The sequence below is a fragment of the Mucilaginibacter sp. 5C4 genome (assembly GCF_034345625.1).
Lineage (GTDB): Bacteria > Bacteroidota > Bacteroidia > Sphingobacteriales > Sphingobacteriaceae > Mucilaginibacter > Mucilaginibacter aurantiaciroseus.
Genome location: NZ_CP133775.1, coordinates 1,406,966 through 1,428,667, shown reverse-complemented (window position 1 = coordinate 1,428,667; position 21,702 = coordinate 1,406,966). Strand labels below are relative to the sequence as shown.

Annotated in this window: 17 protein-coding genes and 1 pseudogene; 1 reads left to right on the top strand and 17 read right to left on the bottom strand. The window is 43.5% G+C overall.

Going from position 1 to position 21,702, the window contains the following annotated elements; genetic code table 11:
• Positions 1–335 precede the first annotated feature (335 nt).
• The gene (locus RHM67_RS06615) at positions 336–1,979 is read right to left on the bottom strand and encodes a DUF6377 domain-containing protein (protein WP_322231317.1); all 1,644 of its coding nucleotides are present in this window, start codon (positions 1,977–1,979) and stop codon (positions 336–338) included.
• 269 nt (positions 1,980–2,248) lie between these two features.
• Between RHM67_RS06615 and dapA the strand changes: the two genes are divergently transcribed.
• On the top strand, positions 2,249–3,127 hold the full coding sequence (gene dapA, locus RHM67_RS06610; protein ID WP_322231316.1) for a 4-hydroxy-tetrahydrodipicolinate synthase: 879 nt from the start codon (positions 2,249–2,251) through the stop codon (positions 3,125–3,127).
• 199 nt (positions 3,128–3,326) lie between these two features.
• On the opposite strand, the gene RHM67_RS06605 is transcribed toward dapA, so the two are convergent.
• The 16 genes and pseudogenes from RHM67_RS06605 to mraZ form a co-directional block, all read right to left on the bottom strand.
• Entirely contained in the window at positions 3,327–3,503 is a 177-nt protein-coding gene (locus RHM67_RS06605) for a histone H1 (RefSeq protein WP_067190612.1), read from the bottom strand.
• Between the two features lie 356 nt (positions 3,504–3,859).
• Complete coding sequence (locus RHM67_RS06600) at positions 3,860–5,095, bottom strand: pyridoxal phosphate-dependent aminotransferase family protein (RefSeq protein ID WP_322231315.1); 1,236 nt, start codon at positions 5,093–5,095, stop codon at positions 3,860–3,862.
• Positions 5,096–5,213: 118 nt separating this feature from the next.
• Positions 5,214–6,815 (bottom strand): cell division protein FtsZ, encoded by a 1,602-nt coding sequence (gene ftsZ, locus RHM67_RS06595; protein WP_322231314.1) that lies wholly within the window; start codon positions 6,813–6,815, stop codon positions 5,214–5,216.
• 219 nt (positions 6,816–7,034) lie between these two features.
• On the bottom strand, positions 7,035–8,384 hold the full coding sequence (ftsA, locus tag RHM67_RS06590) for a cell division protein FtsA (protein ID WP_322231313.1): 1,350 nt from the start codon (positions 8,382–8,384) through the stop codon (positions 7,035–7,037).
• A 4-nt stretch (positions 8,385–8,388) separates the two neighbouring features.
• On the bottom strand, positions 8,389–9,312 hold the full coding sequence (locus tag RHM67_RS06585) for a cell division protein FtsQ (RefSeq protein ID WP_322231312.1): 924 nt from the start codon (positions 9,310–9,312) through the stop codon (positions 8,389–8,391).
• Positions 9,305–10,660 (bottom strand): UDP-N-acetylmuramate--L-alanine ligase, encoded by a 1,356-nt coding sequence (gene murC, locus RHM67_RS06580; RefSeq protein ID WP_322231311.1) that lies wholly within the window; start codon positions 10,658–10,660, stop codon positions 9,305–9,307. The genes RHM67_RS06585 and murC overlap by 8 nt, the downstream gene beginning before the upstream one ends.
• Before the next feature lie 199 nt (positions 10,661–10,859).
• Positions 10,860–11,969, bottom strand: coding sequence for an undecaprenyldiphospho-muramoylpentapeptide beta-N-acetylglucosaminyltransferase (murG, locus tag RHM67_RS06575; protein WP_322231310.1), 1,110 nt, complete (start codon positions 11,967–11,969; stop codon positions 10,860–10,862).
• Between the two features lie 82 nt (positions 11,970–12,051).
• Positions 12,052–13,197, bottom strand: coding sequence for an FtsW/RodA/SpoVE family cell cycle protein (locus tag RHM67_RS06570; protein ID WP_322231309.1), 1,146 nt, complete (start codon positions 13,195–13,197; stop codon positions 12,052–12,054).
• A gap of 59 nt (positions 13,198–13,256) precedes the next feature.
• Positions 13,257–13,553: pseudogene (locus RHM67_RS06565) on the bottom strand (four helix bundle protein); the annotation flags it as partial.
• A 94-nt stretch (positions 13,554–13,647) separates the two neighbouring features.
• Positions 13,648–15,006, bottom strand: a complete 1,359-nt coding sequence (murD, locus tag RHM67_RS06560) for a UDP-N-acetylmuramoyl-L-alanine--D-glutamate ligase (RefSeq protein ID WP_322231308.1) — start codon at positions 15,004–15,006, stop codon at positions 13,648–13,650.
• Positions 15,007–15,050: 44 nt separating this feature from the next.
• The gene (gene mraY, locus RHM67_RS06555) at positions 15,051–16,292 is read right to left on the bottom strand and encodes a phospho-N-acetylmuramoyl-pentapeptide-transferase (protein WP_322231307.1); all 1,242 of its coding nucleotides are present in this window, start codon (positions 16,290–16,292) and stop codon (positions 15,051–15,053) included.
• 11 nt (positions 16,293–16,303) lie between these two features.
• Positions 16,304–17,764, bottom strand: coding sequence for a UDP-N-acetylmuramoyl-L-alanyl-D-glutamate--2,6-diaminopimelate ligase (locus tag RHM67_RS06550; protein ID WP_322231306.1), 1,461 nt, complete (start codon positions 17,762–17,764; stop codon positions 16,304–16,306).
• Positions 17,761–19,851 (bottom strand): penicillin-binding protein, encoded by a 2,091-nt coding sequence (locus tag RHM67_RS06545; RefSeq protein ID WP_322231305.1) that lies wholly within the window; start codon positions 19,849–19,851, stop codon positions 17,761–17,763. The genes RHM67_RS06550 and RHM67_RS06545 overlap by 4 nt, the downstream gene beginning before the upstream one ends.
• Positions 19,848–20,261 carry an FtsL-like putative cell division protein gene (locus RHM67_RS06540; RefSeq protein WP_322231304.1) on the bottom strand — a complete coding sequence of 138 codons (414 nt, stop codon included), beginning with the start codon at positions 20,259–20,261 and terminating at the stop codon, positions 19,848–19,850. The genes RHM67_RS06545 and RHM67_RS06540 overlap by 4 nt, the downstream gene beginning before the upstream one ends.
• Positions 20,258–21,160, bottom strand: a complete 903-nt coding sequence (rsmH, locus tag RHM67_RS06535; protein WP_322231303.1) for a 16S rRNA (cytosine(1402)-N(4))-methyltransferase RsmH — start codon at positions 21,158–21,160, stop codon at positions 20,258–20,260. The genes RHM67_RS06540 and rsmH overlap by 4 nt, the downstream gene beginning before the upstream one ends.
• Positions 21,153–21,617, bottom strand: coding sequence for a division/cell wall cluster transcriptional repressor MraZ (gene mraZ / locus RHM67_RS06530; RefSeq protein WP_322231302.1), 465 nt, complete (start codon positions 21,615–21,617; stop codon positions 21,153–21,155). Before mraZ ends, rsmH begins: the two co-directional genes overlap by 8 nt.
• Between the last annotated feature and the right edge of the window lie 85 nt (positions 21,618–21,702).

Genomic DNA, 21,702 nt, shown 5'->3' with positions numbered 1-21,702 from the left:
TGTTAATTGGCTTTGCCTCAGTGCTATTTGCTTAGATCAGTGTGATACCAGGCAATCTTTCATCAAATGGGGTATAAATGATCCTCTATTATGTAATAACGCCGTAGTACGGAACAGGGACACGTAAAATGGTGGATAGTACCTTCTCATTAAATATTTTGTTTGAAGTTTCTGTAAGCTTGGGGATAGTTGCTTAAAAAATTGGTTTAACAAACTTATAATAATTGTTGCCTGCCCATCATACCCTCAAAAAAAAAGTAGTTAAATAATTTTATAACTATCTAATATTAAAGCTACTATAAAAAAAAAGATAACTTAAAAAGTAGTATTTTAAATTATTCCTGCGGAGATATAAAGCCAATTTTTAGTACCATTTCTTCAAAATCATCACGGGCTACAGCAGCTCTATTTCGTGCGCTGGTGCGGTAATTGTAGATTGTACTCAATGAATAACGTAGAAAGCCAGCAATTTTTACGCTATCAGTAATACCCAAACGGATCAAAGCGAAAATGCGCAACTCCGTATTTAATAGTTCACCCTGTTTCACAATAACCCGTTCTTCCCGGATTAATAAGGCGTTAAACTCCTGAATGAATGTTGGGTATAAGTTTAGGAAGATACGGTCAAAAATAATGTATAATTGTTCTAACTCATTATCTGCAACAGTGGTCGACCTTAGCATCTTAAATAATTCATCCAATTGTTTATCGGTGGCTTTTTTGTTTAGCGTTTTACGATAATTTTCAAGTTTGTTAACGTAAGTAGAACATAGGTCAAAAAAATGAGCGATGTATTTTTCCTTTATGTGGTTTGATTCTAATAAAAGTGCATTTCTTTCATTCAGACTATCGTTCGCTTTTACTATATCCTTGTTTGATCTTACCAGTTTTTCGCTTGTTAGGTGCAATTCTTCCTTTATCTTCGATACTTTTTTTATTTGTTTGTAAACATAAAGTACGGTAAGGATAAGAAACAACGAAAGGATACTGATCATTATAAGGTAAAGCTGAAGTTGTTTTTTTGCTTTCGCTTCTTTAATCTGATAGCTGGTGTTGATGATCGTATACAACTCCGACATCTGTAAAGTACGGAACTTTACCTTACAAAAAATCGCGTCCTCAATAGCTGATCTTGTACAGCGGTAAGCATTATCAATATCCCCTTCCTTAAAGTAAATGATAGCCAGCGTTTGCATGGCGGCATTGTCTTTTATCGAATTTTTAAGGTCTGCAATGGCTGATATAATATAATACTTTTTCTTTTTGATAGAATTGTGTTGTAACTCATAAGTATTTCCCAATAAGTAAGAAACAGTGCCATAATCGGGATGCTCTCTTTTAAGTACATTAAATATTTTAAGAAGATCACTTTGAGCGATTGCGATCTTTCTCTGAAATATGTTCTTTTCTGCCATATTAAGTTTAAACTTCATTGATGAAGTATCAAGCACGGATAACAAAGAATCACGATAAGTTTCTACCTGTTGAATATACACTTGGCTATAACTGTTAGTAATGTAATGTTCAAAAAACCGACTATATGCCTCGTAATAAATAGCGCACCCATCCCTTGAAAGATGCCTGCTGTTTAAGGATCGCAGTAGGGTTTCAGATTCTCGGTATTTTCCAGATGAAGAGTATAAGTTAGACAGTTCAATTTTTGCAACATCCTTCAACTCTTTGTCATTAAGAGCATACGCAATTTGCAGGTTTCTGTAAGCGTAAAAAATAGCAGAATCAATTTTAAATTTTCTGTATTCTTCATAAATAGTCGTATTTAGACGATATTCCACAAGGAGTGGCAGCCCGGCTTTCCTAACTCTTTTAATTGCCGTAATGTTTTCCTCCTTTTGTTTTGTATAATCATTTTTACTTATTATAGCATTATTCAGTTCGGTAACGTTCGGGTAAATATCTCTTTCAGCCTGGAATGAAGTAGTTATAAAGAGAAGAAAAAGCAAAAAGAAAGCAATTTTCATTATAGGAATCCATATGACGGTTTGCTAAGATAGCAAAGTACCTGAAGATTCCGGAGCCATTGACCACCTCCTTCCGAAATAGCAAACAGTTAATTCCGTGACACTTTGATCATATCAATTCATTGATTATTAATAGCGATTTTCTAAAGTGATTACACAAATCGGTGCTCTACATCCCACAGAATCGCCCGGTCAAGCCTTTCTGAATATCCACTCCAACCTCTAATCACTAATTTACTATCTTAGCGGCCTTATAACAATTCAAGCACATGAATAAATTTCACGGGACAGGAGTTGCGATGGTCACTCCTTTTCAGGTAGATGGACAGGTAGACTATGATGCTTTACAAAAGCTGATAGACCACCTGATTGACGGCGGGGTAGAATACCTGGTGTCACTTGGTACAACCGGCGAAAGCGCCACATTGAGTAAGGAAGAGAAGAAGCAGGTCTTCGCCTTTACCGCCAGGGCCGTTAATAAACGTGTGTTGTTAGTTGCAGGTATTGCAGGTAACAACACCCTGGAAACCGTTGCAGAAATTAAAGCTTTTGATACCACAGGCTACGATACCATACTATCGGCCAGCCCGCACTATAATAAACCAACACAGGAGGGTATTTACCAGCATTACAAAGCAATTGCCGAGGCTACGCCGCTCCCTATAATATTATACAACGTACCAAGCCGTACGGGTTCATCAGTTAGTGCCCAAACTACGGTTAGGCTGGCTACTGATTTTAAGAACATTATCGGCATTAAAGAAGCATCCGGTAATTTTGAATTACTGAACCAGTTGTTCCGTGATAAACCGGAGGATTTTTTGGTGATCTCGGGCGATGACCCTATCAGCCTTCAAATGGTTGCCATGGGTGGTGTTGGTGTGATATCTGTAGTGGGTAACGCATTGCCAAGGCAATTTAGCGATATGATCAGGAAATGCCTTACAGGCGATTTTAAAGGCGCACATGCATCGCATTATAGTATGATAGAGTTTACCCGCCTGATGTTTGCCGAAGGCAGCCCTGCAGGTGTAAAATCGGCATTGAAGGCCTTAGGCGTTTGCGACGATACTTTGCGTTTGCCCTTGGTTAATGTAAGTGCCGATACGGAGGAAAAGATAAAAGAGCAGTTGGGGTTGGTGAAGTAGATAAAAAAATAATCCCTTCATTGCGAGCGTGGCGTGGCGATCTTCTATAGAAAGGTCAACGACAAGTCTATCGAAGACTGCCACGTCGCAATCGCTCCTCGTAATAACGCGCGGAGAGAATTGTATAAACATAAAAAATCCGGATAGCCTTAGCTACCCGGATTTTTTATTGGAGGGTAAAATAACCTTTCGACTATAATTACGCTTTGTTTTTCGACTCCTGAACTTCAAGACGGATAGCCTGCGCTAAGTTTTTTAGGTCTTGCATGCCTTTACGCACACGGGTACCAGCAGCGCTGTTACCTTTGTTATAAAATTTGTCGGCATCAGCTTCCAGCGACGCAACCAGTTCTTTTACTTCAGTAAATTTTTTCATTGTGACTACTCCTTTAATTTTTGAGGTTTATTGTTTTAATTAAAGCTAATCTAAAGTGTTTTTTAATAAAAAAAAACTTTAGCCATATAAAAATAGTGCCTTTAAAGTAGTTTTTTTCCACATTATGCGCCAAAATGGGTTAAAATCTACATAGGATTTTCTACTCTTAAATTCTCAATTTTCAACCCAACAATCATATCGTTACGGATTTATTGCATAAGCGGCATTTTTTTTATTTAACGCTTAACAAATCCACATGTTTATTATTAAAACCGTACTAATCAACCATTTCAACTAAAACAAAAAAGCGCTACAAATATTTGCAACGCTTTTTAATAATGTTGGTACAAATAAGTTTATGCCGCAGCCATTTTGTAGTGGCCTTCCATCAGTTTGGTTGATACCGCGTTAAAGGCATCCAGCGTTTGCTCTACGTCTTCAATGGTATGCAAAGCGGTTGGTATCAGCCTTAGCATAATTAAGCCTTTAGGGATAACCGGATAAACTACAATAGAGCAGAAGATGCCGTGCTTCTCGCGCAGTTCCATGGTTAGGCTGGTTGCTTCATTCAGGTCGCCTTTCAAAAAAACCGGGGTAACCATACTATCAGTAACTCCTATATCAAATCCTTGTGCTACCAGGCCGCTTTGCAATGCGCGGGCAATCGTCCATAAGTTTTCGCGCAGTTGCGGGTTTGATCTTAACAGTTCGAAGCGCTTTTTTAAGCCAATTACCATTGGCATAGGTAAAGCCTTGGCAAATGTTTGCGAGCGCATGTTATAACGCAGGTAATTGATGATCTCCGTATCGGCAGCAATAAACGCGCCTATGCCGGCCATTGATTTGGCGAAGGTGCCGAAGTAAAGGTCTACCCCGTCCACGCAATTCTGCGCCTCGTGTGTGCCCGATCCTTTAAAGCCCATGGTACCAAAGCCATGCGCATCATCAACCAATAAACGGAACGTATATTTTTCTTTCAGCGCGATGATCTCTTTCAATTTACCCTGCGCGCCCGACATACCAAAAACGCCTTCGGTGATCACCAGTATCCCGCCGCCAGTTTTCTCTACTATGCGCTGGGCGTGCTGTAATTGCTTTTCAAAGCTATCAATATCGTTATGCTGATACACAAAGCGCTTGCCCATGTGCAGGCGTACACCATCTATAATACAAGCGTGCGATTCGGCATCGTAAACGATCACATCTTTACGGTCCACAAGGGCGTCTATAATAGACACCATTCCCTGGTAGCCATAATTAAGTAGGAAAGCGGCTTGTTTGCCAACAAATTCGGCAAGACTATCTTCCAGTTCTTCGTGGTGTTTGGTGTTGCCAGACATCATCCTGGCGCCCATTGGGTAAGCCATGCCATAATCGGCAGCGGCTTGCGCATCTGCCTTGCGCACTTCGGGATGGTTTGCTAAGCCAAGATAGTTATTGAGGCTCCAAACCAAATGTTTTTTGCCGTTGAATATCATATGAGGATCGATCTCCCCTTCTAAACGAGGGAAGGAGAAGTAGCCATGCGACCACTTTTGGTGCTGCCCGATGGGGCCGCCCATGTTTGTATTTATCTTTTTAAACAGGTCCAAATTCTTAAATGTTTCTTGGTGTAAATCTGCTGCAAATATAAAATTTCATGCTTGCTATACCTACAACAAAAAAGCCCCTGCATTGTTGCGAGGGGCTTCATATTTGGGTTTAGATCAATTAGTCAACATTATCGTGCAGGAAAGAATTGTTATTCCTGATCTCGGTTTTGCCATCACTGTCTGGTAATAATGAGAACCTCGACACCTGGCTTTCGTCAGACGCAGGGGTTTGTTGCAGGGCAATTTCTTTACGTTTGTAAGCCGGGATGTTCTCCAGTTCCTGAATGTTACCGTTACGCAACTTCATGCTCAGGTCTTTTAAACGCATAATACGCTCTCGGGATTTACGCAGTTGCTCTTCTATTGATTCGTCTGTTTTGTTCTCGTCGGCATTAACAACCTCCGGTTCAGGCTCGGGGGCTTGTACCTTGGCAACAGCAGGCTCAAAGTTCATCACCGTTTCAGTTACTTTAAAAGTGAACTCAGATGGTTCGTTCTCTTCGGCGGCTGCGGGTGTTTCTTCGTTAAGGTCATATCTGATGATCCCGTTATCGGCAGCATCCTGCTCTTCGGCACGGGCAAACAGGTCAAATAACCCGGTTTGTTTTGGCTCGTCTTTAAGCTTCATATATGAGCTGGCATCCATCTCAGCATCAGCTTTAACCGGAGTGATAAACTCATTCACCGGTTTTACCAATGGCTCACTTTCGGGAACCAGCATCGATACTACTTTTTTGTTGCTGTTTTCTTTCTCTCGCTCATCTTTAGTTTGGAAACCTGTCGCGATGATGGTAACAGATAATTTTTCGCCAAGATTTTCGTCCACACAGTTACCCCAGATCAAATCTGCAGCTAAGCCGGCTTCTTCCTGGATGTAGTCGGTAATAACACTCACTTCATCCATAGTAACCTCTTTAAGGCCCGAGCTGATATTTAATAAGATGTAACGCGCACCTTCAATTTCGTTGTCTTTTAACAATGGCGATGACAAAGCACCTTCCACCGCTTTTAACGCGCGGTTCTCGCCTTCGGCAGTGCAGCTACCCATGATAGATACGCCACTGTCTTTCATTACGGTGCGCACATCCTTAAAGTCGACGTTTATATAACCCGGCAATGTGATGATCTCGGCAATGCCCTTAGCGGCAGTTGTTAAGATATCATCGGCCTGGCCAAATGCCGAACTCATGGTTAAGTTACCAAAGATCTGGCGAAGCCTGTCGTTGGAGATCACCAAGAATGAATCTACATATTTCTTCAACTCTTCCATACCGGCATCGGCCTGCATTTTACGGCGTTTGCCCTCAAATGAGAATGGCGTAGTGATGATACCTACAGTAAGGATATCCATTTCGCGTGCTGCTTTGGCAATGATAGGGCTTGCACCTGTACCGGTACCACCACCCATACCTGCTGTAATAAACAGCATTTTGGTGTTAGAACCAAGCATTTGCTTAATGTCGTCAATGTTTTCGATGGCGGAGTTTTTACCCACTTCGGGTATAGACCCTGCACCCATACCTTCGGTAAGGCTTGCACCTAACTGTACTTTGTTGGGGATAGGGCTTAGCTCAAGCGCCTGGGCATCGGTATTACAAATAATGAAATCAACACCGGTGATCCCTTGCCTGTACATATGGTTTACTGCGTTACCGCCGCCGCCGCCAACACCAATTACCTTGATGATAGACGACTTTTCCTTTAACATCTCAAACTGCATAATCCTTATTTTCAGCTATGTATATTCTGGTGAATAGATAGATTTTCTTATTGTAATATTATGACTTTTTCCACAAGGTTTATCCACAAATGTGCACAATGTGGAAAAGTTTATGGATGTGAATAAATAGCCCATCTCTAAATCTCCCCCGGTAGGAGAGACTTTAAAAAATTGGCCTAAAGCCCTCCCTTCCGGGGAGGCTTTGGGTGGGGCTCCTCCCTATTTTAAAAAGTCTTCGTCTTTTATATCGTCCTTAATAAATTTTTTGCCCGATTCCAGGATCTTTCCTAATAAGCCAAACTTCCTGTCGTCGGTATATTTTGTTTTTTCGGCTTTTACGGCTGCTGCCGCAGGCACCTCTTTAATGCCGTTGTATTCCATTTTCTGGATCCCTTTAATCAACAGGCCTATACCTGTAGCGAAGGTTGGGCTTTGCAGGTCTTCATAAATATTTTTCGGTAAAAACTCGTTCTTAGCCAAATGCTCGTTTGGGTAACCTACGCGGCAATCCAAACCGGTTACGTATTCAATAAGTTGGGTTAGGTGTTTTAACTGCGCACCACCACCGGTTACAACGATACCTGCGATCAGCTTCTTTTCGTAGCCTGATGATTTGATCTCGTAGTAAACATGTTCTACAATCTCTTCCATACGGGCCTGGATAACAAAGGCAAGGTTTTTAACCGAGATCTCTTTTGGTTCGCGGCCACGCAAGCCTGGTACACAAACAATTTCGTTCTCTTTATTTTCTTCAGCTAATGCCGAACCGAACCTTACTTTCAACTGCTCTGCAATGTTGCGCATTACCGAGCAACCCTCGCGGATATCCTCTGTTACGCTATTACCACCAAACGGAATAACCGCGGTATGGCGGATAATACCCTCGTGGAAAATAGCCACATCTGTTGTACCACCACCTATATCTACCAAAACAACGCCGGCTTCTTTTTCCTCGTCGCTCAACACAGATTCTGACGATGCTAAAGGCTCCAGTATCAATTCCTGGCTTTCCAACTGGGCTTTGTTAACACACTTAACAATATTTTTGATGGCTGTTACCTGGCCGGATATGATGTGGAAGTTAGCTTCCAAACGCACACCTGCCATGCCTATAGGGTCTTTTACGCCCGGCTCGTTATCTACCGTAAACTCCTGCGGTAATACGTGGATGATTTCCTCGCCCGGGGGCATTACCAGGTTGTACATGTCCTCAACCAGCTTGTCAATATCTTTGCGGCTTATTTCGGAGCTCAAATCCTTTCGGGTAATTAAACCTCTATGCTGCAAACTTTTTATATGCTGGCCGGCAATACCTACGTTCACTATCCTGATCTCGACGTTTGACTGCGTGCCCGCGATATCAACCGCCGCGGTGATGCCCTGAACGGTTTTATCGATGTTTGACACCATACCGCGCGTTACCCCTGCCGACTCGGCCTTGCCAATACCTAATACCTCTATTTTGCCGTTTTTGCTTCTGCGGCCAACTATCGCGCAAATTTTAGTGGTTCCTATATCAAGGCCTACTACAATTGGCGAACTCTTGTCTTGTGTTGAACTTTTGTCCATATAATTAGTTTTTAATAGATGTCTTCTCTTTATTGTCTTGTAATACCGGGGTATTATCGCCCGTTCCTGTTGAATCCTTAAACGCATTGATAGTCGCTTTCTTTACCGAATCGGCCATAAACTGCTTGCGGTGTTTAAGCGAATCTATCAGTGTTTCGTTCCTTACCCCTATCACTTGGTTATAGAATTTTATGTTGATCAGTTTATAAGCATCCCAACCAACCAAAGGTAAAGCCTGCTTATAAAATACTTTTAAGTTGGCAAACTTAGTGGCCAACGAATCGGCATTGCCCAGCAATATACGCTGGTTACCTACGCGTGGCACCAATTCAATCTCGTGATCCTGGTTGATGTATATTTGTGCTATCTGCGCATCCCAAAGCGAATCTTTACGGATAAAATCAGCCGTTTTATAGATCTCTTTTGCCAGCGGCGTACGTAATGAATCTACCTTATTGGCAAACAGCTCATCTATGTAGCCATTAACCGCCAATACCCTCGCGGTAAAGTTTTGCGACAGCGGCATTTTTAACCCGTGCTGGTCGATATAAAAATCCTGGTCGAAACGGTTCATCATACGCAGGATGGGCTGGCGCTGGCTAACCTCTACCTGTATTACGCCATCCATATCTACATAAACCTTAGCATATTCTACAAAGGGGTTATGCTTCAATTTATTTTCGAGGGCATGGATATCTATGTTCTCTAACCTGCGGCCTATCAGCGAATGGCTGGTGGTTTGCAGGATGTTGTCAACCTCTTGCCTATCTAAAAAATATTGGTTGCCGGGGATGTACACATTTACCTTTTTGCAAACCAATTCGGCTTTTTTTACTTCGATGAAACTCATAAGCACCACCAGGCCGGCCAGGCTAACAAGCCAGCCAAAACCAATAAGCAGCGGTTTCCATATGCGTTTCTTAAACATTCTCCAGTACTTGTTTTAAGGGTAAAACTAACGTGTCGATATCGCCTGCGCCCACAGTTAAAAGTAACTCAGGTTTTTCAAACGCCACTATATCAACGCTTTCTTGTTTTCCACATTTGCGTTTATTTAACAATTTCATCCTGTTCAGGATCATGTCGCTGTCTACACCCTCAATAGGCAGCTCGCGCGCCGGGTATATATCCAATAGCAATAGTTCGTCGGCCATATCCAGTACCTCGGCAAAGCCATCGACAAAGTCGCGGGTGCGGGTAAACAGGTGCGGTTGAAAAATTACCGTCAATTTCTTATCAGGGTACAAACGTTTTACCGATGTTATGGCCGCCCGTAATTCTTCGGGGTGGTGCGCGTAATCATCAATATATATTTGCCTGTCGTTCTTTACAATGTATTCGAACCTGCGTTTAACACCTTTGAAAGAGCCTAAAGCTTCATGTATCGCATCCGCAGAAACTTCCACATGCAGGGCGGCCTCGATAGCAGCCGTAGCGTTCTCTATATTATGTAAGCCTGCAATGCCCATTTTTATATTGGGGATGCTGGTTTTACCATCGTTAAAATCAAAGTAGAAGTTCCCCTCTTCTATCCGCACATTAGTTGCCATTGCCTGCGCATCCTCATTCATGGCGTAGGTTAGACCGTCACCTAAAGGCAGCCCTTTGTGATAAATTAATGTGCCGCCTTGTTTTACCTGCGATGCGAACAGCTTGAACGAATCCTCCAATTGCGAATGATCGCCGTAGATGTCCAGATGGTCGGCATCCATGGAGGTGATAATAGCAATATCCGGGCGCAGGGTCAAGAACGAACGGTCGTACTCATCGGCCTCTACCACTACGATATTGTTAGCGCCATACAGCACATTGGTTTGATAGTTGGATGATATCCCGCCCAAAAAGGCAGAGCAATCTTTACCCGAATCCTTCAGGATGTGCGCTATCATACACGATGTAGTGGTTTTGCCATGCGTACCTGCAACTGCAATCGTGTACATGCTTTTGCTGATGATCCCCAATACCTGCGAGCGCTTCTGCAGATCGAACCCTTTGCGTTTAAAATAATTCAGGATCTCCGAATCTTTTGGAATAGCGGGCGTATAAATAATGAGCGTCTCCTCGTCAACATTCTGGAAACTCATGGGGATAAGGTCAGCCCTGTCCTCAAAAACCACGCAAATGCCTTCGTTATGCAGGTCATCTGTTAATGGGGTGTGGGTTTTATCGTACCCGCAAACAACACAGCCTAAATGGTGGAAATAGCGCGCAAGGCCGCTCATGCCTATGCCGCCTATGCCTACCAGGTAAACTCTTTTTATGTTGTTTAGTTCCATGTTGGTGAGTGGTTGAGTGGGTTAAGTGGTGAGTGGTTTTCACTGCACACTTTATCTTTCAACGCTGTTTGTTTTATCTATTTGTTATTCTTAATAATTCTCTCTACTCAATCTTTAACTACTCTCTTTCCCGATAGCTATCGGGGCACCAATTAACCAATCACTTAAAAGACCCCTGCCCAAAGGCATGGGTCTTTACTTAATTGTTGTTTGTTATTTGGATAACCTCTTTCGCAATAACTTCATCAGCCTCGGGCAATGCCAGTTTACCAATATTATTGCTTAATTTTTTTTGCAGTTCTTTATCATTTAAAAGTGCAAGCACTTTATCTATCAATTTTGCTTCGGCATCGCGGTCGGCCACAAATACGGCGGCATTTTCTTCTACCAATGCCAGCGCGTTCTTGGTCTGGTGGTCTTCGGCCACGTTTGGCGACGGCACCAGTATCACCGGCTTTTTGATCACGCAAAGCTCGGCTATGGTACCCGCGCCTGCCCTTGATATAATTACATCTGCAGCGGCATAGGCCAGGTCCATACGGTTCAGGAACTCCACCACGCAAATATCCGGGTGCTTATCCGCCCCTAATTGCTCTGTTATGGTTTTATAATAGAACTTACCCGTTTGCCAGATCACCTGCACATCGGCAGCGATTATTTTATCGATGCCTGCCAATATGCTATTATTCAATGTACGCGCGCCAAGGCTGCCCCCTGTTATCAATATTGTTTTTTTGAACGATGACAGCTTGTAAAGCTCCAGCGCCTGCATGTGCTTACCGGCAATATTTACAGCCTCCTTACGGATAGGATTTCCGGTTTTTATGATCTTATCGAATGGGAAGAATTTCTCCATCCCGTCAAATGCCACACATATCTTTTTTGCCTTTGCACCCAACCATTTGTTGGTAATACCAGCGTATGAATTTTGCTCCTGTATCAGCGTTGGAATCCCCCTTAACGACGCCGCGTACAACAACGGACCGGATGCATAACCGCCCACACCTATTGCAGCATCGGGCTGAAAATCTTTAATGATCTGGATAGCCCTGCGCACACTCCTTAACAGCTTAATGGGGAACATCACATTTTTCCAAAGCGATTTGCGCTGGATGCCCTGGATATCCAGGCCAATAATTTTATAACCTGCAGCAGGAACCTTTTCCATTTCCATACGGCCGCTGGCGCCAACAAATAGTATCTCCGTATCTGGGTCAAGCTTTTTCAAAGCATTGGCAATAGCAATAGCCGGGAAGATATGCCCCCCAGTACCGCCGCCGCTTATGATTATTCTTTTACTTGATTTCACCGATTTTATTTTTTGATTTCACCGATTAGATGAAATATTACTTTATTTCTTATGTCTTGACTCTGAACTTCTTGCTTCTTTTCTAAGCTAAACTTATCTCCCCAACTACAACCTTCTTCGGCTCGTCGATATCCCTGCTTACCGATAGGATGATACCAAAGGCCACGCTGGTGAATAATATGGATGTGCCACCCATACTTACTAACGGCAACGGCACCCCGGTTACCGGGCCTAAGCCTACGGCTACCGCCATATTTGCGAATGCCTGTATGGTTAAACTAAAGCTTAACCCTGCCGCCAGCAACGCCCCAAAGGCTTTTGGCGCTTTGGTTACAATTTTTATACATCGATACAGCAGGAACAGGTAGATCCCCACCAGCATAAACCCACCTATTAAACCATATTCTTCAACAATGGTTGAATAAATAAAATCCGAATATGGGTGAGGCAGGTAATTCCTTTCGGTGCTATTACCCGGGCCTTTACCAAATATGCCACCTGTAGCAATAGCTATCTTAGAGTGATCGGACTGGAACGATTTATCGGGGTTGGCTGTCTCGGGGTGCATAAACGCGTGGATACGCGAAATATAGGTTGTACGGCGAGGGCCTAAAAACACTACCCCCGTTAACAACAATGCGCCTGCAAGGCATACTATCGAGATCTGTTTGATACTGATACGGCCTATAATTAACAACAAAATGCTTACCCCAAACAGCATCAAAGCTGTTGAAAGGTTAGCCAAAGCGATCAATATAAAAACCACACAAACCGACCCCATGATAGGCACAAAGGAGTTTTTAACGTCCTTAATATTTTCCTGCTTGCGCGATAATGTGCGAGCCAAATAAGTTATCAAAGCCAGTTTAGCCAAATCGGAAGTCTGGAAAGTAAGGCCTGTGCCCGGTATAGCTATCCAACGGCTTGCATCGTTCACATGGCTACCGAATACCAGTGTATAAACCAATAACGGGATGGTAACTACCATCAATATTTTTGAAATCCCGGCGTAATAACGGTAATCTAACAAATGCGAAAAATACATCAGCGCAATACCGCCTATGATCATAAACATATGCTTCATCAGGTATGATTCTGCACCCTTGTTATGTTTATAAGCAATTGTACCTGTTGAGCTATACACAGCCAGTATGGATAGCACAGAAAGCAGTATGACTATTAGCCATATCCAGCGGTCCCCTTTTACGTTACTGAGTATCTGATTCATTTGATTAATGTATGTGCAGATATGCAGATATGCAGATGTGCAGATGTGCAGATATTTTTTTAATGTGTTGATGAAATTATCTTACCTATTACTTTTATTATCGATTTTATATAGTCGACCAGTTCTTCTTCAAATGGATAATTCTCCGCATGCTTACAAAGCATTAGCCAATATTCTGTTTCCTGTGCTTCCTTGTATGCTATCTTACATTTATGTCTAAAATCCACTTTACTTTCAGCGCCTTGTGCTTCTCTTACATTTGCTCCTATTGATGTATCGCTTCTAAATAGCTGATTTGCCAGATTAAACTTTTTCTGCGATTCAAGCACTTCTGTAAAGGCTATTATCTTCAAAGAAAAATTGAAGGTTAACTAAACAATTAAATTTGGCTTTTCATTCATTTATTTTCTTTTCATCCGCACATCTGCATATTCGCACATCTGCACATTTTTATAGTTCTTTCACCGCGTCTTTAAACTGCTTACCCCTATCCTCGTAATTTTTGAACAAATCAAAACTTGCGCAGGCGGGTGATAGTAATACGGTATCGCCCTTGGTTGCCAGATGGTATGCTACCTGTGCTGCCTCTGCTGCCGACATGGTGTTTACGATCACTTCCACATCATCTTCAAATGCATCGTGGATACGCTTGTTATCCCTACCCAGGCATACAATGGCTTTTACTTTTTGTTTAACTAACGATTTAAGCATGCTGTAATCGTTGCCTTTGTCTACGCCACCCAATATCAAAACCACATCACTGGTCATGCTTTCCAGCGCGTACCACGTAGAGTTTACGTTGGTCGCCTTAGAATCATTGATGAAACTGATGCCCGATATTTTACCGATCGACTCCAATCTGTGTTCAATGTTCCTGAAGTTACCCATGCTCTCCCGCATCGTTTCATTGCGCAGCTCAAGCACTTTGGCAACAATACCAGATGCCATTGAGTTGTAGATGTTGTGCTTACCCTGCAGGGCCAGTTCGTTTATTGACATTTGAAAATGTGCTTGATGTACGTTTATAATTAGGTTATCGTCGTCGAGATATGCTCCCGTTTCAATCTTTTTTTCTATCGAGAAAGGCAGCTGCTTTGCCGATATCAGTTTGCCTTCCAGCACTTTTTTTGTTTCTGCATCATCCGCGCAGTAAATAAAACAGTCATCAGTGCCCTGGTTCTGCGTTATCCTGAATTTGGATGCGGCGTAATTTTCCAGTTTGTATTCGTAACGGTCCAGGTGATCCGGCGTGATGTTCAACAACACCGCAATATCCGCCCTGAACTTATACATGCTATCCAGCATAAAGCTGCTTATCTCCAGCACGTAGTAATTATACTTTTCGGTAGCCACCTGGTAAGCAAAACTTTTACCGATGTTGCCCGCAAGGCCTACATTTAAGCCGCCATTTTTTAGGATATGATAAGTAAGGCTGGCGGTGGTTGTTTTACCGTTAGACCCTGTTATGCATATCATTTTAGCATCGGTATAGCGGCCGGCAAACTCTATCTCGGATATTACCGGGATATTATTTTCAACCAGCTTCTTCACTATCGGTGCCTTATCCGGTATTCCAGGGCTTTTTACTACCTCGGCGGCAGATAAGATCTCCGCCTCGGTATGGCCGTTCTCTTCAAACTTTATGTTCCAGTCTTGCAGCTGCTGTTTGTAATGATCTGCAATAGTCCCAAAATCAGACACAAAAACATCATACCCCTGCTGTTGGGCAAGGTATGCCGCCCCAACGCCGCTTTCGCCGGCACCAAGTATGGCAAGCCTTTGGGGTGATATGTTTTTGTTTTCAGTCACTATTCTTCTTTGTTTTGTATCTTGATTCTTATCGGCTTGATTATCTACCTCAACTTCAGCGTTATCACCGTTATTATCGCCAGGAAGATACAGATGATCCAGAACCGGGTTACGATCTTGGATTCATGGAAACCTTTCTTTTGATAGTGGTGGTGCAGCGGCGCCATCAGGAAGATCCTACGGCCTTCGCCAAAACGCTTTTTTGTATATTTAAACCAGCCCACCTGCATAATAACCGATAGGTTCTCTACCAAAAACACACCGCATAATACCGGTACCAATAATTCCTTGCGGATGATAATGGCAAACACCGCGATGATACCGCCAATAGCTAAACTGCCAGTATCACCCATAAACACTTGCGCGGGGTACGAGTTATACCAAAGGAAACCCACACAAGCACCTACAAACGCGCCGGCAAAAACCACCAGCTCACCCGAGTTGGGGATGTACATAATATTTAGATAATCGGCAAAAAACGTGTTACCGGATACGTAGGCCAGTATAGCCAATGTCAGTCCAATAATTGCTGATGTACCTGTTGCCAGTCCATCAATACCATCTGTAATATTCGCGCCGTTTGATACCGCGGTGATGATAACGATCACAAACAGCATGAATACCAAAAGCGCGTATTGCTCGTATCCTGTTCCTAAAAACTTAAGTACTTTGGCGTAATCAAACTCGTTGTTCTTGTAGAACGGCATGGTGGTTTTGGTCGATTTTATGTCCTGTGTATACACGGGTTTATCGCCACGCATGTGAAAATCTACCGGTACATCATGCTGAACCGGTAACTTAACCTCCTGCCTTATGGTGATGTTGGTGTGGAAATACATCGTCCACCCTATAATAAGCGCTAAACCAACCTGGCCTGTTATTTTAAACTTACCCGCAAGGCCTTCCTTGTTCTTTTTAAATACCTTAATATAATCGTCCAAAAAACCTATTGCACCCAACCAAACGGTAGTTACCAGCATCATCACGATGTAGATATTATCCAGCTTGGCAAACAACAAAGTCGGGATAACGATACCCAAAATAATGATGATACCACCCATTGTAGGCGTACCCGATTTTTGCATCTGGCCTTCTAAGCCCAGGTTTCGTACTGTTTCGCCTACCTGTTTAAAACGCAGGTAATCAATCAACCTTCGGCCATAAACCGTTGTTATCAGTAACGATACAATTACCGCCATAGCCATCCGGAACGTGATGTACTGAAATACACCTATCCCGGGGATAGTATAATTTTTACTTAAGTAACTGAATAAATAATATAACATCGGCCTTGTTTTTACTTCAATTCCTTAAATTGTTCCTGCAATTCTTCCATATCGTCAAAATGGTTTTTAACGCCATTTATTTCCTGGTACTTTTCGTGGCCTTTACCGGCAAGCAGTATAATATCTCCCGGCTGTGCAAACATGCAGGCAGTTTTTATCGCCTCGCGCCTGTCGGCAATGCTTACCGTGTGGCGTTTAAAGGCAGGGTCTATCCCTGCTTCCATATCTTTTATGATCTGGGCAGGGTCTTCGGTGCGCGGGTTATCTGATGTCAGGATCACTTTGTCGCTCCACTCGCTGGCAACCTTTGCCATGATGGGGCGTTTGGTTTTATCCCTGTCGCCACCGCAGCCTATTACCGTTATCACTTTTTCGCTCCCTTTGCGGATGTCGTGAATGGTGCTTAACACATTCTGCACCGCATCAGGCGTGTGGGCGTAGTCAACAATACCAATTACTTTATTTGGCGCTACGATGTATTCAAACCTGCCCTCGGCGCCGGTTAGTTTGCTCAGGCTTACTAACACTTTTGATCTATCTTGTTCTAATAGCATAGCGGCAGAGTAAACCGCCAGCAAGTTATATGCGTTGAATGTGCCTACCAGTTTAAACCAAACTTCGTCGCCATCAATATTTAGAAGCAGGCCGCCAAACTGGTTCTCAATAATGCGGGCCTTGTAGTCGGCCATGCTTTTTAGGCCATATGTTTTTTTGTGTGCCGATGTATTTTGCAGCATCACGTTACCATTCTTATCATCGCCATTGGTTAAAGCGAAAGCGCTTTTTGGCAGGTTATCAAAAAATGTCTTCTTGGCCTTCAGGTATAAATCGAACGTTTTATGATAGTCTAAATGGTCGTGCGTCAGGTTCGAAAAAATGCCTCCGGAGAAAGTCAATCCATCAATACGGTGTTGCGAGATAGCGTGCGAGCTTACTTCCATAAAACAATAGTCGCAGCCTTGGTCCACCATATCACTCAGTAGCTTATTCAATGCTACCGGATCGGGCGTGGTATGGGTTGATGGAATGATGCGGCCGTTCACCTGGTTTTCTACCGTTGATAGCAGGCCACATTTGTAGCCCATATCAATAAACAGCTTGTATAAAAGCGTAGCGATTGTTGTTTTACCGTTAGTACCGGTAACACCAACCAGTTTTAAGTTTGATGATGGGTTCTCGTAAAAATTCGCCGCGATAGTTGCCAGTGCTTTAGATGAATTAGCCACCATTAAAAAATCAACCTCGGTTGCGGTATGTGCAGGCAATTCTTCGCAAATAACAACTATAGCGCCATCTTTAATAGCCTGGTCGATATAATCGTGCCCATCCACAGCAGTGCCTTTAACGGCCACGAACATGCAACCCGGCGTTACCTGGCGCGAATCAAATACGATGGCAGAGATCTCTACATCGGCACTACCCTGTAATTCGGTAAATGCTACACCCTCAATTATGTCGCTTAAATATCTCATTGCAGTTCTATCGTTATTTTTGAACCTTTAGGTATGATACTGCCACCGGTTACCGATTGTGTGCTAACCGCCCCGCTGCCTTTTACCGCCACCTTATAACCTGCGTTACCCAGGGCGTAAAGCGCATCGCTTAAACCCATGCCGGTAACGTTTGGCACCGTGCCTGTTTTATATTTATTATCTTCTGATGCTATGCCGCTGCTGGTATCTATACCGCTTGGCGTAGCCGATGCATACAATGGTTTTACACCCAACTTGTCGTACACCTTTTTCAATGCCTTTAGGTTTCCTTGTTTAAATTTAGGCAGCGTGGTATTGCCAATTAAATGCGCGGGCGACTGGTTAAGGTCCATATCGCCGGCGTAAATTTTATCTGCAATTTCCCTGAAAGCGGGGCCCGCAACAGATGCCGCGTAGTAGCCATTCTTAGGATCATTAACTACCACTATCAGCGAATATTTTGGATGATCTGCCGGGAAGTACCCGCAAAACGACGACTGGTATTGCTTTTTGGCCTTGTAACCTTTGTTAGCATCGGCAACCTGCGCAGTACCTGTTTTACCGGCTATTTTATATAACGGGTTATAAACGTATTGGCGGCCGCTGCCTTCAATCACAACACCTTCCAGCATTTCCTGGATTTTTTTCAGGGTAACGTCAGAACAGATCTTGTTATTTAATACCTTGGTTTGGAATCGCTCTACCGTGTTGCCTAATCTCCTGATCTCTTTTACAAAAACCGGGCTTACCATTTTGCCATTATTTGCAACGGCATTATAAAGGCTTAACATTTTTAATGGCGTAAGCTGCATCTCATACCCGTAAGCCATTTGCGGCAGGGTCATATTTTTGTTCCAGCTGCGGTTATTGGGGTTTTTAACAACAGGTTGTGCTTCGCCCGGGATCTGCAAGCCCATTTTCTCGTTCAGGTGCCAATCGTACAGGTGGTCGGTAAATTTCGACTGATCATTTTTATAGTTGGTATTCACCAGGTAAGCAACAGCAGCATTTGATGACTTCTCGAAAGCTTTTTTCACAGATACACGGCCAATGCTACCATGCGAATCTGTGATTGTATGCCCCGGAATAGGATATTCACCGGTATTAACCATTGTGCCAGTATCTACCTTATGATCCTCAAGCAGCGCCATATATGATGCCAGTTTGAAGGTAGAACCCGGGTCCTGGTTACCTGCAATGGCGTAATTAAATTTCTCTTTAAAGCTATTATCGGGCATGCGGGTATAGTTGGCAACAGCCCTTACCTCGCCCGTGGCTACTTCCATCAAAATGGCGGTACCGTGGTCGGCTTTGGTGATGATCAATTGCTTTTCCAGCGCGCTTTGCACATAGTCCTGCATGTTTACATCAATGGTAGATATAATATCCGCGCCCTCTTTTGGCGCAACCTCGTCATCATCATTAATAGGCATCCAAACACCACCTGCCATGCGGCGTTCCAGGCGTTTACCGCTTTCGCCGTTAATGTAATCAGCGTAAGCACCTTCAAGGCCAACGCCATTTTTCACGTTCGCGTTTTTATAGCCAATGGTACGCTCCGCCAGAAAGCGGAACGGGAAAATGCGCCTGTTCTGCGAAACCACGATCAATCCACCCTTGTATTTACCCAAATTGAAGATCGGGAACTTACGGATGTCCTTCAACTCATGGTAAGTAACCTTACGCCTAACCAGCTGGTAACGCGAGCTATCCTTACGTGCATCGCGGAATATCCTCGTGTATTCACGGGCCGATTTATCGCCAAAATAGCTCGATAGTTTCATCGACAATGAATCTATCTTCTCGTTAAAGATCTTGTCATTTTCGATACCACCGGCAAGCATATCCATGTGCAATTCATACTCGGGTACCGATGTGGCCAGCAGGCTGCCATCGTTAGCGAAGATATTACCCCTTGTTGCCTCGATGTTTTTGTACCGGGTAGACTGCGCCTTTGACATGGCCTGCCATTTTTTACCCTGCACAAACTGCACACGGCAAAGCTGAAATACCACAGCCCCCGCAAACAGCAGGATCAACCCAAATGCAAGGTAAACCCTAACCAGTATGTTGGTTCTGATACTCATTCCTGTACGTCCTCCTTTACAGTTATTTTTTGTGGCGGTTCGGTCGATTCTTTGATGCCCAAAGTATCGGCGCGTTTGGCAACCTCTGTTAATGTACTTTTAAAGGCAAGGTCGGCTTTGGTGCTTTTATATTCCCAGCTAAGTTCTTTGACCTCTTTGCTTATTTTATCAATATCGCGGATGTTGTTTTCTGACAGGTGCCTGTTACCGATGTATAGCATACCCAAAAAGGCCACGAAGAAAATAAAGGGCAAAGCACTGGTAGCCTGATCTGTAGTGATGACCCCATTTCTTAAGAATTGGGTGAAAAAGTTATCTGGAAGGTCCTTTTTTACAGGCTTTTCTTCCACGATCACTTCCTGATCCTCTAATTCTTCTTCCTGAATTTCTGTACGTAAACGATTCGTCATTTTTTTACAGCTATCCTTAATTTTGCACTGCGTGCCCTGTTATTTAATACTATCTCTTCGTCGGTGGCTACAATAGCACCTCTGCTAACCCCGTCAAACGGGCGGTTGTTATTTCCGTAAAAATCCTTCTCTACCTCGCCGCTAAATTTGCCTTTGGCGATGAAATTCTTCACCAGCCTGTCTTCCAGCGAGTGGTAAGACATTACCACCAGCCTGCCCCCTGTTGCCAGCACATCTGCCGATTGCATCAGGAAATCTTTCAGGGCTTCCAGCTCCTGGTTAACCTCTATCCTTAGCGCCTGGAAAACCTGCGCCAGGTATTTATTTTCTTTCCCCCTCGGGGTGATGTTGCTTATCGCGTTCTTCAGATCGGCTATCGTTACTATCGGGCCGTTTAGCCTTGCGGTTACAATGGTTTTAGCAAGCGATTTCGCGTTTTGCACTTCGCCGTACATACCAAAAATGCGGTGCAGATCTGCCTCGCTATAATTGTTCACCACTTCTTTCGCGCTCAGGTCTGATGCCTGGTTCATGCGCATATCCAGTTCCGCATCAAAACGGATAGAAAAACCACGCTCGGCCTGGTCAAACTGGTATGATGATACGCCCAGATCTGCCAGGATCCCGTCAACCGGGATAGCGTCATGCAGGCGGGTAAAATTTTTCAGGTACCTAAAGTTCTGATCAATGAAGGTAAACCTCTCGTCATCTATCAAATTTTGCTGCGCATCCGCATCCTGGTCAAAAGCAAACAAACGGCCCCCTTCGCCCAGGTGTTTCATGATCTCGCGCGAGTGCCCGCCACCACCAAAGGTTACATCTACGTAAGTACCGTTCGGTTTAATATTTAGCGCGTCTATGCACTCGGCCAGCATAACAGGGGTATGGTAATTACTCATCGCGACCCTTTCCTTTATTAGCCATTACTTCTTCGGCCAATGCCGCGAAATTTTCAGGCTCTTCACTTATCATTTTCTCGTGTGCTTTTTTGTCCCAAATCTCTACTTTATTAAGCATGCAGGTTAGCACAACCTCGTTGGTAATGCCCGCGTAATCCAATAAATTCTTCGGCAGGTTGATCCTCCCGGTGCCGTCCGGCAGCAAATTTGTTGCACCGGCCATAAAATACCTTACAAATTGGATGGCTTTTCTATCGTATTCGTTAAGTTTGCTCAGTTCACCAAGCTTAATGTTCCATTCCCGTTTAGTGTAAATAACAAGATTGTTCTCAAGGCCACGATTGATCACAAGACCCTCTTTCTCAGCTTCTGGAAGCTGTTTCTTAAGGTCCGCAGGGATCATCATCCGCCCTTTGGCATCCAGTTTACAATTAAATTCTCCGGTTAAATAGGACATTCTATACGGTCAACAACATATGTAACGTAAAAGTAGATTACTTTTACCACTTTATACCACTTTATACCACCAAAAGTTTTCAACA

Bases quoted from the DNA above. Each gene is read 5' to 3' on its own strand.
- RHM67_RS06540 (WP_322231304.1), bottom strand. From the start codon at position 20,261: ATGACGAATCGTTTACGTACAGAAATTCAGGAAGAAGAATTAGAGGAT.
- dapA (WP_322231316.1), top strand. From the start codon at position 2,249: ATGAATAAATTTCACGGGACAGGAGTTGCGATGGTCACTCCTTTTCAG.
- ftsZ (WP_322231314.1), bottom strand. From the start codon at position 6,815: ATGCAGTTTGAGATGTTAAAGGAAAAGTCGTCTATCATCAAGGTAATT.
- RHM67_RS06615 (WP_322231317.1), bottom strand. From the start codon at position 1,979: ATGAAAATTGCTTTCTTTTTGCTTTTTCTTCTCTTTATAACTACTTCA.
- mraY (WP_322231307.1), bottom strand. From the start codon at position 16,292: ATGTTATATTATTTATTCAGTTACTTAAGTAAAAATTATACTATCCCC.
- RHM67_RS06550 (WP_322231306.1), bottom strand. From the start codon at position 17,764: ATGAGATATTTAAGCGACATAATTGAGGGTGTAGCATTTACCGAATTA.
- RHM67_RS06605 (WP_067190612.1), bottom strand. From the start codon at position 3,503: ATGAAAAAATTTACTGAAGTAAAAGAACTGGTTGCGTCGCTGGAAGCT.
- RHM67_RS06570 (WP_322231309.1), bottom strand. From the start codon at position 13,197: ATGAATCAGATACTCAGTAACGTAAAAGGGGACCGCTGGATATGGCTA.
- RHM67_RS06585 (WP_322231312.1), bottom strand. From the start codon at position 9,312: ATGTTTAAGAAACGCATATGGAAACCGCTGCTTATTGGTTTTGGCTGG.
- mraZ (WP_322231302.1), bottom strand. From the start codon at position 21,617: ATGTCCTATTTAACCGGAGAATTTAATTGTAAACTGGATGCCAAAGGG.
- RHM67_RS06545 (WP_322231305.1), bottom strand. From the start codon at position 19,851: ATGAGTATCAGAACCAACATACTGGTTAGGGTTTACCTTGCATTTGGG.
- ftsA (WP_322231313.1), bottom strand. From the start codon at position 8,384: ATGGACAAAAGTTCAACACAAGACAAGAGTTCGCCAATTGTAGTAGGC.
- murC (WP_322231311.1), bottom strand. From the start codon at position 10,660: ATGGAACTAAACAACATAAAAAGAGTTTACCTGGTAGGCATAGGCGGC.
- rsmH (WP_322231303.1), bottom strand. From the start codon at position 21,160: ATGAGTAATTACCATACCCCTGTTATGCTGGCCGAGTGCATAGACGCG.